General features: G+C 48.8%; 15 protein-coding genes. 2 read left to right on the forward strand and 13 right to left on the reverse strand.

All coding sequences use genetic code 11. The annotated features are described in order from the left end of the window. Positions 1–4: 4 nt before the first annotated feature. Positions 5–457 (reverse strand): prepilin peptidase, encoded by a 453-nt coding sequence (locus AN963_RS28150; RefSeq protein WP_236708117.1) that lies wholly within the window; start codon positions 455–457, stop codon positions 5–7. Positions 458–690: 233 nt separating this feature from the next. Here AN963_RS28150 and AN963_RS28155 point away from each other — a divergent pair, with 233 nt between their 5' ends. Beyond that, a complete protein-coding gene (locus AN963_RS28155; protein ID WP_055747775.1) occupies positions 691–882 on the forward strand; it encodes a CDGSH iron-sulfur domain-containing protein in 192 nt (63 codons plus the stop codon). 91 nt (positions 883–973) lie between these two features. After that, complete coding sequence (locus AN963_RS28160; RefSeq protein ID WP_055747776.1) at positions 974–1,294, forward strand: thioredoxin family protein; 321 nt, start codon at positions 974–976, stop codon at positions 1,292–1,294. A 315-nt stretch (positions 1,295–1,609) separates the two neighbouring features. Here the strand turns inward: AN963_RS28160 and ggt are convergent, their stop codons facing one another. From ggt to AN963_RS28220, 12 genes are all read right to left on the reverse strand, one after another. Beyond that, a complete protein-coding gene (gene ggt / locus AN963_RS28165) occupies positions 1,610–3,220 on the reverse strand; it encodes a gamma-glutamyltransferase (protein WP_055747777.1) in 1,611 nt (536 codons plus the stop codon). 29 nt (positions 3,221–3,249) lie between these two features. Then, entirely contained in the window at positions 3,250–3,780 is a 531-nt protein-coding gene (locus AN963_RS28170; RefSeq protein ID WP_055747778.1) for a chromate transporter, read from the reverse strand. Beyond that, complete coding sequence (locus AN963_RS28175; protein ID WP_055747779.1) at positions 3,777–4,358, reverse strand: chromate transporter; 582 nt, start codon at positions 4,356–4,358, stop codon at positions 3,777–3,779. The genes AN963_RS28170 and AN963_RS28175 overlap by 4 nt, the downstream gene beginning before the upstream one ends. 20 nt (positions 4,359–4,378) lie before the next feature. Then, positions 4,379–5,365, reverse strand: a complete 987-nt coding sequence (locus AN963_RS28180; RefSeq protein ID WP_055747780.1) for an ABC transporter ATP-binding protein — start codon at positions 5,363–5,365, stop codon at positions 4,379–4,381. Further along, positions 5,362–6,336 carry an ABC transporter ATP-binding protein gene (locus tag AN963_RS28185; protein ID WP_055747781.1) on the reverse strand — a complete coding sequence of 325 codons (975 nt, stop codon included), beginning with the start codon at positions 6,334–6,336 and terminating at the stop codon, positions 5,362–5,364. Before AN963_RS28185 ends, AN963_RS28180 begins: the two co-directional genes overlap by 4 nt. 19 nt (positions 6,337–6,355) lie before the next feature. After that, positions 6,356–7,186 (reverse strand): ABC transporter permease, encoded by an 831-nt coding sequence (locus AN963_RS28190; RefSeq protein WP_055747782.1) that lies wholly within the window; start codon positions 7,184–7,186, stop codon positions 6,356–6,358. After that, on the reverse strand, positions 7,186–8,142 hold the full coding sequence (locus tag AN963_RS28195) for an ABC transporter permease (RefSeq protein WP_055747783.1): 957 nt from the start codon (positions 8,140–8,142) through the stop codon (positions 7,186–7,188). Before AN963_RS28195 ends, AN963_RS28190 begins: the two co-directional genes overlap by 1 nt. Positions 8,143–8,202: 60 nt before the next feature. Continuing rightward, positions 8,203–9,771: an ABC transporter substrate-binding protein gene (locus AN963_RS28200; protein WP_055747918.1), complete on the reverse strand. Its 1,569-nt coding sequence runs from the start codon at positions 9,769–9,771 to the stop codon at positions 8,203–8,205. A 133-nt stretch (positions 9,772–9,904) separates the two neighbouring features. Then, positions 9,905–10,381 (reverse strand): Lrp/AsnC family transcriptional regulator, encoded by a 477-nt coding sequence (locus AN963_RS28205; RefSeq protein WP_055747784.1) that lies wholly within the window; start codon positions 10,379–10,381, stop codon positions 9,905–9,907. Between the two features lie 379 nt (positions 10,382–10,760). Further along, positions 10,761–11,231, reverse strand: coding sequence for a nucleoside deaminase (locus AN963_RS28210; RefSeq protein ID WP_055747785.1), 471 nt, complete (start codon positions 11,229–11,231; stop codon positions 10,761–10,763). A 113-nt stretch (positions 11,232–11,344) separates the two neighbouring features. Beyond that, positions 11,345–13,231 carry an FtsX-like permease family protein gene (locus tag AN963_RS28215; protein ID WP_055747786.1) on the reverse strand — a complete coding sequence of 629 codons (1,887 nt, stop codon included), beginning with the start codon at positions 13,229–13,231 and terminating at the stop codon, positions 11,345–11,347. Further along, on the reverse strand, positions 13,206–13,976 hold the full coding sequence (locus AN963_RS28220) for an ABC transporter ATP-binding protein (RefSeq protein ID WP_055747787.1): 771 nt from the start codon (positions 13,974–13,976) through the stop codon (positions 13,206–13,208). The genes AN963_RS28215 and AN963_RS28220 overlap by 26 nt, the downstream gene beginning before the upstream one ends. Between the last annotated feature and the right edge of the window lie 31 nt (positions 13,977–14,007).

Here is a 14,007-nt window from a genome sequence, read left to right on the forward strand (position 1 = left end):
TATCTCAGATAAAAGCTACAGCCATGAGCAAAAGGCTCGTTCCCCCTGCAATAAAAGGGGCCAAAGGAATTTCTCGTCCTGCTGCCCGTTTTCCCGACCATTTTGTCGCCAACCAGATGGGAATGACGATGAGGCCTGCCAGCAAGTAGGTGAAGCACAAAATATATAAGCCTGCTTTCCACCCGACTGCTGCCCCTACCAGCGCAAACAGCTTGATGTCTCCTCCGCCCAATTGCCCATTGCTCACCACCGCCATCACTAAGGAGATACCCCCTGTCACCACGACACCTAACGCATACATAGTCCATTGGTCCGTATGGGCAAACGCGTGGTAGATGAGAAAATAGGCGATTCCTGGCAGGGTGAGCCAGTCGTAAATGAGGCGACTGCGCAGATCGGTGTAGACGGCAATCATCATGACGAGAAGCACCGGAACAATGACGAAATTGGACAGCACCCCTTGCACCCCTTCCATCTTTTGGAGAAACGTATCACACTCACAGACGGAAAAATGGGAAATTTTGTTGCATGTACATCTTAAAATTTTTGGGATTTTTTTCAATATATTTTTTCTACTCAATAGAAATCTGTCGAAATGTAGCTTAATCGGAGGAAAATATTCATTACTCCTGGCCCGTGTAACTGTTGGCATTTTGTGAAAAAATAACCAGAAGGACAGGAGGTGATAAGATGTCGGATATCAAGGTTTTGGATAATGGTCCCTTGTTGGTCACGGGAGAGTTCACCCTGTTGGATGGTGAAGGAAATCCCATGGAAACAAAAGCGCAGGTCCATCTTTGTAGATGCGGTTTGTCCTCGAACAAACCGTACTGTAACGGGGCACATAAAGGGCAGTTTGAGAGTGTCGTGAGAGCGAAGTAGTGTTCGAGTCGTAAGCCCTCTGTCTCAATGGAGGGCTTTTTGCTATGATAATGGGGTCAAATTATCTTGCCTTTTTCGGGGGTGGCAGCACATGCGAGAACATATGGAACTATCCGAGCTAAAATCGGAAATCGCCTACCAACCAGTGAGCCTGCTATTTGTAAAAATGGCCAACTGTGGTGTATGTGACGCGACATTCGAGAAAACAAAAGAGCTGCTGAAGAGCTATCCCCAGATCGAGTTTCTGGTAGCTTCTATTGAAAAGATACCGAGCCTGTCAGGGGAGTTTCTCATTTTCACTGCTCCAACCATCCTATTGTTCATGGGGGGAAAAGAGGTCTTCCGGCAGTCGCGGATTGTGGTGTTCGGGGATTTGGAAAGGGCTTTGCAGCTATCTGTGGAAGCACTTTGAGAGAGACGATTCCCTTCACACTTTCCACAGCTTTGTCAGGAGCTCTTGCGCTCTGGACTCCACTTCTTGTCATTCCTTACCGATACTAATCGGGTAGAAGGCCGTATAAAACTCAATCGAGATTCAGCTGCTTGCGTTTTTCGATGAGAGGATACGGATTTTCATACACCACTACCACATCTTCACGAGCATTTTGCAATCGTTTAGCATGATTTCTAATTATTTGTATTGTAATCGGTGTCTGACTGACTTTATCGCAAAAAAGAACCGTACGGAAGCTTTGGCTCCATACGGTTCTTCTTTAGGCTTTTGTTCTTACCACGCCGCGATGCAGCTGTCCGTACGCATGTCGGTACCGCCGCTCAGCACGCCGTTTTCATCACGCCAGATGATCTGACCGCGACCAAAGTAGTTGCCCAGCTGTGCCCATTTGATTTGGTGGCCTTTACGCTCTAAAGCCATCGCCAAATGCTCAGGGAAGTGGCGCTCCAGCTCAACGACCTTGCCTTCCGTCCACTGCCAACGAGGAGCATCCAGAGAAGCTTGTGGATTGAGGTGGAAGTCGATGGTGTTCATCACGACCTGTACGTGTCCTTGCGGCTGCATGAAGCCACCCATGACGCCAAACGGTCCTACTGCTTTGCCATCTTTGGTCAGGAAGCCTGGGATAATCGTGTGGAACGTTCTTTTTCCTGGCTCCAATCGGTTGTCGTGAGCAGGGTCCAGCGAGAAGTTGTGTCCGCGGTTTTGCAAGGAAATGCCTGTTCCTGGAACGACTACACCAGAGCCAAAGCCCATGTAGTTACTTTGAATAAACGATACCATGTTGCCTTCACCGTCAGCAGTTGCCAGATACACAGTACCACTGGAACGTGGGTTTCCTGGCTCTGGAGTCAGCGCTTCGTCTCCGATCAATGCACGGCGAGTGTTCGCGTATTCCTCTGCGAGCAATTCTTCCGCTGTCACGCTCATCTTGTCGGATTCAGTGATATATTTCAAACCATCCGTAAATGCCAGCTTCATCGCTTCAATCTGTTTGTGATAGGTTTCTGTCGTGTCTTTGGCATCGAAGTCAAAGCCTTTGAGGATATTCAGTGCCATCAGGGCAATCATACCTTGACCGTTCGGCGGAATCTCCCACACGTCATAACCACGATAATTTACACTCAGTGGTTTGACCCACTCTGGTTCAAATGCAGCCAAATCTTCCTTGGTCAAAAAGCCACCGCACTCGCGGGAGAACGCATCGATCTTCTCCGCCAGCTCTCCACGGTAGAAGCTCTCACCATTTGTCTCTGCGATTTGACGCAGGGTAGCCGCATGTCCAGGGGATTTCCAAATGTCTCCGGCTTGCGGTACTTTTCCACCTGGAATGAACGTTTCAAACCAATGCGCAAATTCTGGTCCGGTGCAAAGTTTGGAAAACTTCTTGTATGCTACATTCCAGTAATGCGCGAGCGTAGGGGAAAGCGGATAGCCGTTTTCCGCATAATCGATCGCAGGCTTCAATACCTCCGTCAAAGGAAGACGACCAAAACGTTTGGACAAGGTAGCCCAAGCAGCAGGTGCACCCGGTACCGTCACTGGTGTCCAGCCGTATGTCGGCATTTCTTCATGTCCTTTTGCTTTTACAGCATCGATGGAAATGCTTTGCGGTGCTGGTCCACTCGCATTCAATCCGTACAGCTCATCTTTTACCCAAACCAACGCGAACGCGTCACCGCCGATGCCGTTGGACGTCGGTTCTACGACGGTCAGGCAAGCTGCCGTTGCAATAGCAGCGTCGATGGCGTTTCCGCCTTTTTTCAAGATATCTAGGCCTGCTTGTGCCGCCAACGGCTGAGAAGTTGCTACCATACCATTTGTGGCAAAGGTAGTCATGCGTCGTGATGCATACGGGTATTCCATTGCGTCAAAATGTGCCATGCTTATTGCCTCCTTGTGAACAGTAAATGCTAGCCAATGAAGATAAACCCGTACACCATGGCCGCCACTATGACGATGGCAGGATGTACTTTCCAAGTTTCTAGGAGCAAGTACGAAGCCACGGACAGGATGATGGTTTGCATCCATCCGATTCCTTCTACAGCTCCCATGATGAATTGGTATGTCATGGTTCCCAAGAGTACAGTGACAATTGGACGAACCGATTGGGTCATGGCTTTTACTTGTGGTGCACTGCGGAAAAGATTAATGAATTGAAGCAGTAGAATCATGGCGATTGCGGTAGGAGCCACCGTTGCGAACAGCGCCACTGTCGCACCGGGTACACCTGCTACCTGATAGCCGACGTAGCCAGCCAGCTTCGTCGCAATCGGGCTGGGTAGAGCATTTCCTACCGCCAGCATTTCCCCGAATTCTTTTACCGACATCCATTTGTAATGATCGACTACTTCATTTTGAATCAGTGGAATACTTGGCGGACCGCCGCCGTAGCCCAAGATGTTAGAGATGAAAAATGCCCAGAATAACTGAAGATAAATCATGCCGCGCCCTCCTTGCCGTCCTTTTTCTTGCGCTTACGGACAGACCAGGTGGAGTAACCAAAGGAAATGACCAAGGCTATACCCACAACAATACCCGGATGCCAGTCAAGAAAAAGTAATGCTACTAGGGAAAGGGCGAGTGAAATGCTTACGCCAGTCTTGTTGGATGCACCCTGCCACGCCTTCTGCAGAAACTCCCAAGTGAGTACGCCCGTCATGACTGCGATCACAGGCCCAATCGCCTGAATCATTCCATAAACTCCAGGCGCATCCTTCCACTTGTATATAACCTCCAGCAGAGCGATCATCAGGATCACGACAGGTAGCACGACACCGATATTCGCTACCAGTGCGCCCTTCCAGCCTTTTACCCTGTAGCCGATAAAAGCAGCCAGCTTGGTGGCAATCGGTCCTGGAAGTGCGTTACCTAGAGCCAGATTATCTGCAAAGTCTTCATCTGTAACCCATTTATACTTTTTCACGCACTCGGTGTGAAACAGGGGAACCATGGTAGGACCTCCCCCAAAACCGAAAATACCGATGCGGAAAAACGCGATAAAAAGTTGCCAGTAAATCATTTTGTTCCTCCGTCCTGCCTCTAACGGCTGAGTTCACCCGATTGCACCAGATGGCAGGATACCAGTTGTCCGGCTCCGATATCGGCCAGACTCGGTACTGTCGTTTTACAAACATCCGTAGCGTAAGGACAACGCGGATGGAAGGTGCAACCGCTTGGGGGATTTGCCGGACTCGGCAGATCGCCTGTAAGCAAGATTCGTTCCCGTTTTTGACGGGGTTTGGCCACCGGAACTGCGGACAGCAAGGCCCGTGTATACGGATGGCTCGGATTTTCAAACAACGTACGTTTATCGGCAATTTCTACGACGCGGCCCAGATACATAACGGCGATTCGGTCGCACAAATGCTTGACTACTGACAAGTCATGAGAAATGAACATTAATGTCAGATTGAATTCTTTTTTCAAGTCTTTCAACAGATTGAGTACCTGCGACTGGATCGATACGTCCAGAGCCGATACAGGCTCATCGGCGATGATTAGCTTAGGTTTTACGACCAGAGCACGAGCAATTCCGATCCGTTGACGTTGTCCGCCTGAGAAGTCGTGTGGATGACGGTTCAAATGCTCTTTGCGAAGCCCAACGATCTCGATGATCTCTTCGATGGTTTTCTCACGCTCGGCTATGGTACCAATATTGTGCACCATGAGCGACTCCATCAAAATTTGCTTGATCGTCATGCGCGGGTTGAGAGAAGCGTACGGATCTTGAAAAATCATTTGCAGATTTCTACGCATCTGGCGCATTTCTTCTTTTGGAAGCTTGGCCAGGTCCTTACCGTCGAACCATACTTCACCCGAGCTCGGTTCCAGCAGTCGCAAAATGCTTCGGCCCGTGGTAGATTTCCCACAGCCAGATTCACCTACGATTCCCAACGTTTCACCCGGGAACACTTGCAAGTCGATACCATCAACGGCTTTTACGTACCCCGTCGTCTTTTTCAAAAAACCGCCCTTGATGGGAAAATGTTGCTTTAACCCTTTTACTTCCAACAGAGGTGTCGTCATTCTTGTTCCCCCCCATCTGCATACAACCAACAGCGGCATTTTTGACCGTCCAGCTGTAACAGCTCAGGCGGCTGTTCATTACAGATCGCCATCGCTTTGGAACAACGCGGCGCAAATCGGCAACCTTTTGGCATTTGCTGTGGCAATGGAACTGCTCCCGGAATGGTCTCCAGGTACTCCCGCTCATCGTCAAGCTCCGGAATCGAATTCATCAGGCCAATGGTATATGGATGTTTTGGACTTTCAAACAAAGTATCAACGTCGGTTTCTTCTACGACCTGACCGGCGTACATCACGATAACGCGATCGCACATCTCAGCAACGACACCCAGATCGTGTGTAATCAGCATGATCGATGTCCCTGTTTTTTCCTTGAGGTCACGCATCAGATCGAGGATTTGCGCCTGGATCGTCACGTCGAGAGCCGTTGTTGGCTCGTCCGCGATAATCAGCTTGGGATCACAAGACATCGCCATCGCGATCATGACCCGCTGACGCATACCACCGGAGAGCTGGTGCGGGAATTCGCCGTAGATTTCTTCGGCACGCGGCATCCCTACCGCTTTGAGCATAGCAATCGCCCGTTCTTTTGCTTGTGCCTTGCTCACTTTCATATGGAGCATGACTGCTTCTTCAATCTGTCTGCCTACTGTGTGGAGAGGATTGAGCGAAGTCATTGGCTCCTGGAAAATCATTGCGATTTCGTTACCACGTACTCGCTGCATGTCTTTTTCCGACAGCCCCAGAACGTCTTTTCCGTTAAAGCGGATCGTGCCTTCCGTATTTCCGTTTGGCGGCAGCAACCGCATAATCGACAGGCTGGTTACGCTTTTCCCACAGCCTGATTCACCTACGACGCCGAGTGTTTCGCCGGCACGGATGGAGAAGTCGACGCCGTCAACGACACTGACGACACCGCTGTCTGTGCGAAACCGGGTTCTCAGTTGTTCCACTTCCAAGATGGTCGTCATCTGCTCCACTCCCTCTGTTTTATTTTCGTGACCGCGGATCTAGAACCTGTTGCAATCCATCACCCAACAAGTTGAAACCGAGCACGACCAAGAAGATGGCAATACCGGGATAGAAAGTAGCATACGGTGCTACCGACATTAACGTTTGTGCCTGATTCAACATGCTACCCCACGATGGTGTAGGAGGTTGTACACCCAGTCCCAAATAGGAGAGAGAAGCCTCTGCGATGATACCCGATGCCATCGCCAGTGTGGCTTGAATCATGATAGGGTTGAGTGCGTTCGGTAAGATGTGACGGAAAATGATGCGTGCGTCTTTTACACCAACCGAGCGTGCTGCGTGAATGTACTCCATATTTCGAAGACTCAGTACTTGACCTCGTGTAATGCGGACAAAAGCGGGAGCAAACCCGATACCGATCGCCAGCATAGCGTTGCCGAATCCAGATCCGAGTACAGCGGAAATCGCGAGAGCCAAGATCAAGAACGGAAATGCCTGCATCGCATCAACGGTTCGCATAACCACCCACTCGTCCCAAAAGCCGCGGTAATAACCAGATAAGAGCCCAATCGGTACACCAATCAGCATCGCGATCCCGACAGAAATCAATGCGGCTTCCATGGAAATGCGCGCCCCGTAAACGACACGGGAGAAAATATCTCGACCGAGGTCATCCGTTCCAAACAGGTGATCGCCACCTGGAGCAAGCAGGATTTTGTTGTAATCTTGTGCGTTTGGATCGTACGGAGCAATCTGGGGAGCAAAGATCGCCACCACAATGAGTCCGAGAATAATCACCGCTCCGATGACGCCCAACCCGTTCCGGAGAAATTTGCCTAGGGTTTTCATCACTCACCCGCTCCTTTCCCGCTCTTGATGCGTGGGTCAATGACTGCGTACAAAATATCTACAGCCAGGTTTACGATAACAACCAGTACAGCGGAGACGAGAATCGCACCTTGTACCGTTACATAATCCCGTTTGAATACTGATTCAACAATCAAACGACCAAAACCAGGGATAGAAAAGATCGATTCCGTAATAACAAGACCACCTAAGAGACCTGCGATCATGAGACCGGATGTCGTTACGACTGGCACCATCGCGTTACGCAAGGCATGACCCAGAATCGTACGTGCTTCGTTCAAGCCTTTTGCTTTTGCAGTGCGGATAAAGTCCATATTGACCACATCCAGCAACGAGGAGCGCAGCATACGCATGAGGACGGCCGATTCCCTCAGGCCAGTGGCCACACAGGGCAGAACCATTGCCATCAGGTTTTGCGTAGGATTTTCAAAGAAGGAAACGTAACCCGATGAAGGCAGCCATTGGTTCTCAACGGCAAAGTAGATGATCATCATCATGGCTAACCAAAAACTCGGGATACTCATACCTCCCAGTGCAGTAAAGGTACTCGTGTAGTCAATCCAGGTCCCACGTCGCGTCGCCGCCAGGATCCCCGCAGGAAATGCGATGAGTATCGCTACGAGAAACGTCCCGATTGTCAGCTCCACCGTTGCGGGTAGCCTTTGCTTAATCAATTCGGAGACCGGAATCCGGTCCGTAATGGACATTCCCAAATCACCCGTAACCACTTTTCCTAGCCAGGAAAAATATTGCACCACGATCGGCTTGTCTAATCCCAGCTCCGTTCGTAGTGCCTGATAGGCTTCCGGTGTCGCTTCTTGTCCTAAAATGACCCGGGCAGGATCGCCCGGGATCATATGGATCAAAGAGAACGTAAGAATCGACACCAGCAGGAGAATCGGGATTGTCAGCAGTAGCCGTCTGACCACAAACATCATGACAATTCCTCCTCGCTCTTGCTGTTATAGTGTAGAAACTCTTGAAGTCGTAAGCTTAGCTTATTGCTTGTCCAGAGTTGCTGTACGGATCAGACCGTCTGGAACATAGGTGAAGCCCGTTACTTTTTTGTTCATACCGATCAGCACATATTGATGGTACATGTAGGAGTAACCTGCCTCATCTTGCAGCAATTTGGTTGCTTCTTCATACAGGGCTTTACGTTTTGTTTCATCTACTTCACTGCGAGCTTTCAGTACCAATTCATCCAATTTTGGCAGATTAATGCGACCATCGTTGTTAGAAGTACCCGATACTACGAAGTCATGGAAGTTTTGGTCAGGGTCTTGACGTCCGGACCAGCCCAGTTGCAGTGCATCGAATTCGCCTTTTTCGCCTGTTTCCAGCAATTGACCATACTCCAGTTTTTCCAGAGTTGCGTTGATACCGTGTTGTTTCCACATGTTTTGCAGAACAGCACCCAATTGTTCGTTTTCAGGAGAAGAAGTGATGTACAGTTTGAAGCTGAAGCCGTTTGGTTGTCCACCTTGTGCCAACAAATCTTTGATCTTCGCAGCGTCTGGAGCTACTGGAGTGTTCAAAGCTTCGTTATAAGCCAAGCTGCCTTTTGCAAATGCAGTGTGAGCAGGTGCTGCATAGCCGTTAAACAGTACTTTTACCAATGCTTCACGGTCGATAGCAGCATCTACAGCTTGACGCAGGAATTTGTTGTCAAATGGCGCGCGGGAGTTGTTCAGGTAGAGACCTTGGAAGCCCCATCCGGATTCTGCAGTCAGCTGCAGGTTGGAATCGCCTTTTACTGCTGGAATTTCTTTTACAGGTGTATCGTCGATGATATCCAGCATGCCAGAACGCAGGTTTTGTACCTTCGCAGTGCCGTTCGTGAATACTTTGTAAGTGACTTCATCTACTTTTGGTGCACCGTTCCAGTAGTTTTCGTTCTTTTTGAGGGTTACGTGGTCGCCTTTTACTTGCTCAACAAAGACGAAAGGCCCGGTTCCCACTGGGTGGTTGAGATATTGATCACCATACTGTTTCACCGCTGCTGGGGATACCATCGTACCACCACGGTCAGCCAGGATAGACAGGAATGGTGCGAATGGTTCCTTCATTTGAACCTTCACGGTGTTCTTGTCGACTACTGCAACGGATTCCACGAATTTCATGTCGCCTTTGCGTTTCGATTTCGCGTCCGTCATGTTGCGTTCGAAATTGAACTTCACTGCTTCAGCGTCAAATTCAGTACCGTCGTGGAATTTTACGCCTTGCTTCAATTTGAATGTATATGTTTTACCGTCTGGTGTAACCTCGTAGGATTCAGCAAGCATTGGCACGAGCTTTCCAGTTGGGTCGATCTCAAACAGCTTGTCATAAAGGCTTGCGTATACTTGACGATCATACAGGGACGTCGAAATGTTCGGGTCCATGGATGGAGGATCTGCTTTCAGTCCGATGTTAATTACTTTTTTACCTGTGGATGGTGCAGGAGCTGCTGCATTTCCACCGTCAGTGCTAGGAGTAGCGCTGCCTCCTCCTCCACAACCTGTTACCAAAAGCATGGTTCCCAGTACGGCACTCATCAATGTTTTGCTGGCTTTTTTCGAAAACATAGGATGACCCCTTTTCTCTTTTTTGTCTAAACTAGCTGACAGATTGATTTTTCTGTCTTTAGGCTCTTTGGAATGATGTTTTCCCAACGGCACTTACTCCGATGGCATTCCCCCTTCCAATGTCGCGATGTGTCTATCGAACGAATTTGTACTTGGATTTTAAAATCTTTAATTCATTAATCACGTTTACTCTGGTGACACCTGGTATTTTGTTCAAGGTTTTCATTAAAAATTGCGATAATTCTTCATAGTTGCGAACCAGGATTTGCGTGATCAATTGGTATTCCCCAGTAGTCAGGACAACCAAGCGTACTTCCACAATTCCGTTCAACACCGCGACTACATCGTCCAGCTTGTCCGCTTCTACAGCGATTTGAACGAAAGACTGTACGTTAAGCCCCGCTTTGACTGGATTCACAATGCCTACCAGACTCAAGACTCCTTCATCCTGCATTTGCTGAACTCGCATCCGGATGGTTTTTTCCGTGACGCCAAGCTCTTTTGCAATTTGGGTAAAAGGTAGACGTGCATTCTCCTGTAAGGCACGGACAATACCGTAATCGATGTCATCTAATTCTGGATAAAGAGATCTTCGGAATTTCTCTTCCATATCATCCCTACCTTATTCGTCTTTTTCCCTAATAATTGTTCCTCTAAACAGTCAAATATTTTTTAATATAAGACGAATTTCGTTATTAATGTTGTTACTATAATACGAATTTCGACAATATGCAACAGTTTATCTGAAAATTTGATTTTGAAAGCATTTTCAATTTTTTATTTTTGTTTATCATATTATTAAGTGATATAAAGAAAATGTAGGAAGGCGACCAAAGTAGGTCTTCGCGGGGTGTAGGCTGGAGCGCAGATCGGAAACCTGCTTCTCCTCACCTCCGCTATGTTGATAAGCTCATCTTTTTCCCTCACAATTTCCGATTATAAAAAACAGAAAGCAGCCACGCCCTTTGGGGTGACTGCCTTTTCTCTGGTTAATACTCGACTTTGCTCTGCGATTCCCTCCATGCTTCAAATGGAGACTGATAATTTTCTGGATGAATTTGCATGAAGGGAATTGACCTCTCCGGGTATGGAATCCCGATTTGCTCGTAGATAAACTGGTCATCAAATCCAATTTCCGCCGCATCCTGCTTGGTGCAGGCAAAGTAGACGATTTTCGGTCGTGCCCAATAGATCGCTCCCAGACACATCGGGCAAGGCTCACAGCTCGTGTAAAGCTCGCAGTCCGTCAATTGAAATGTGTTCAGGTTGCGACATGCCTCGCGAATTGCCTGGACCTCTGCATGTGCAGTAGGATCATTCGTCGCCGTTACTTCATTGCAGCCTGTCCCTACGATCTGACCGTCTTTGACGACGATGGCCCCGAAAGGTCCGCCGTGACTTTGAAGCACGTTCTCCAGAGCAAGCTTTACTGCCTTCTCCATCCAGGACTGTTGCTCCATCTCTTATCGTCCTCCTCACACTTTCCTACATCCTATTTTATGTAAGTTCGCGCTCGGACATGAAAAGACCTCGTGCACCAGGTCGGTCAGCCATCCACGAGGTCTGCTTTCCTTTATCGGGACATAGATCGCTTCAGATGGAACAAGTAGCGATTGCGGATAATCCAGAAGTAGATCGCCTGGACGACGACAAAGCTAAGAAGTACGATCGCGGTCGGCTTGACCACGGATGCAATGAGCATGATCTTTAACAAGCTTTGCAGCGAGACGAACGCGACCATGCTGTGAATGATCGCCACGACGATCGGCACAAAGAACAAGAGCGCAATCTGGATAGTCACAATTCGGGACAATTCTTGATCAGAAAGTCCGATTTTCGATATCGCCCCGTACTGCCGCTTATCGTTCTCCAGATCGGTGTACAGACGGAAGTAAAGAAAGCTGGCCGCAGCGACAAAGAACAGAACCCCTACAAACAATCCAATAAACAGAGCCATATTCGCCATCTGCTTCATGGAGTGATAGACCGGCGCACGGGCGGAAAAGTAGTAATGTTCCCCGTAATGCTCGATCTGCTCTTCCAGCTTCAGGCTAATCTCTTGCGTATCTTTCCATTTCGGCACGACGTATCCGTAGCGCATCTCTTCTTCCAAGCCGGTTAGCCCGTCGTAGACAGCATCCGGAATGACAGCCAACCGTTCGAAATCAAGCCCGCTCAGCAGCGGATTCATTTTCGTGTCCGTTTTGACGATCAGCTGGCGTTGACCGACATCCAGTACCTTGCTTTCCACTGCATCGCCAAACCATCGGACCACCAGGAAGGCCTCATTCTCATTCAGCTTCAGTTCCCTCGTATTTGCAGCGAGGGCGAATTGATTGTAGTCCGACAGCTTGACCACACCGACCTTTTCCTCATTCACCTTTTGCGGCAAGATCCGCATCGTCACCTGGTGCTTTTCAAAGGAAAATCCAGCTTGCTGTAGACCGTTTTCAATCAAAGAGAGATGCTTTTGTTCCTCCAGATTGCTCTTTTTCGTCTGGTATTCAAAAGCAAACGGGTTGGTCTTGACCACGGTTTCCTGGATGGACCCTGCCAATGCGGCCAACGTTCCGATTGCACAAAAGGCGATCGTCGAAACGATGCTGACGAGAAAAAACATCCGTGCGTTGTCTTTCATCCGGTAGTCCAGATCTGATAGCGTAATCAGGTTGGTCCGTTTCCAATAAAAGAAGCGGTTCTTCTTTAGAAAGGCAATGAGGAATACACTCATCTGTGTGAAGAGCAAGTACGTTCCGGCGATCGTCAAGACCGTTACAGGCAAAAGCAGGACCACCACAGAGATCCCATCTGCCGTGAGCGCGAGCGTGTACGCGATGATTATCAGACCTGCAGCCAAAAGCGATAGGAACACGGAAGCCTTTGGTTCCCTCTTGGGTCGCTGACTCCCCTGGAGCAGATCCAAGAGACTGCGGCTGCGCAATAACAAGACGGTAAAGAAGGATATCGCTACGAACAAAATGAGAAACGCGACAAACGTCAAGCCGATCGCCTGCCAGGGAAAGTAAAACTCCAATGCCTGTACGTCCAGTAAAAAACCGGCTAATTGAAAGAACAGCTTCCCCAGTACAAGCCCCAGTCCAATTCCAAAAATAATGGAGACGATACCGATTAGCATGTTTTCCATAAAGATCAGCAGATTGCGTTGCTTCGCCGTCATCCCGTGCATGAACAGAATGCCGAACTCTTTCTCCCTCTTTTTCAAAAAGGCACCTACACAATAAAAGAGAAAGAAAAACGCGAACAGAAAGATGATGTATTCCGCCACCATCATTCCGGTCGCGACAGACCCATGAATCTCCTCATCGGCAATCCCCGGGTGAAAAATGAACATTGCGTAGACAAAAAAGATCATGACGGAAAAGACGCTGCTCAAAAAGAAAGCAGCATACGTACGCTTGTTGCGTAAAACGTTGTTACACGCGAATTGTCGAAAGGTCATAGTTGTTCCCTCCCAAAAACGACAGTGCGTCAATGATCTTCTGGAAGAACACCTGGCGACTCTCTCCCCGGTACATTTCGTTGTGCAACTGACCGTCCTTGATAAAAATGACGCGGTGACAATAGCTCGCTGCCAAGGCATCGTGCGTGACCATCATCATCGTTGTATTTTCCGATTTATTGATGGCTTCCAGCGTTTCCATTACGCTACGCGATGATTTGGAATCGAGATTGCCCGTCGGTTCATCTGCGAGCAAGAGCGACGGCGTGTGGATGATGGCACGTGCAATTGCTGTCCGTTGTCGCTGTCCACCAGATACCTCAAATGTGCGTTTGTCCAAAATCTCCTGGATGCCCAGCTTAGCTGCAATCGTCTGCAGCTTTTCCTCCATGACCGCTACGCCCTCACCCTCCAGCGTGAGCGGCAGTACGATATTTTCCCCAATCGTCAGCGTATCGAGTAGATTAAAATCTTGAAAGACGAATCCCAGCTCCTTGCGACGAAACAGTGCGAGCTTTTCTTTTTTTAATAAATGAGGGTTGGTTCCATTTAAAAGAACGGCCCCGGAAGTCGGAGAATCGATGGTAGAGATCATGTTAAGCAGCGTCGTTTTCCCACTGCCTGACGGTCCCATGATGCCCACAAACTCTCCTTTGCGAATCGTAAAATCTATATCAGTCAGCGCGCGGTAAGTAACCTTGCCTCCGTATATCTTACTCAGACTTTTCACCTGTAACATGTCCATCGGTCTTACCCCTTTCTCACCTTCATTCCCA

Origin of the sequence: Brevibacillus choshinensis, from assembly GCF_001420695.1 — a bacterium.
Taxonomy (GTDB): Bacteria; Bacillota; Bacilli; order Brevibacillales; family Brevibacillaceae; genus Brevibacillus; species Brevibacillus choshinensis.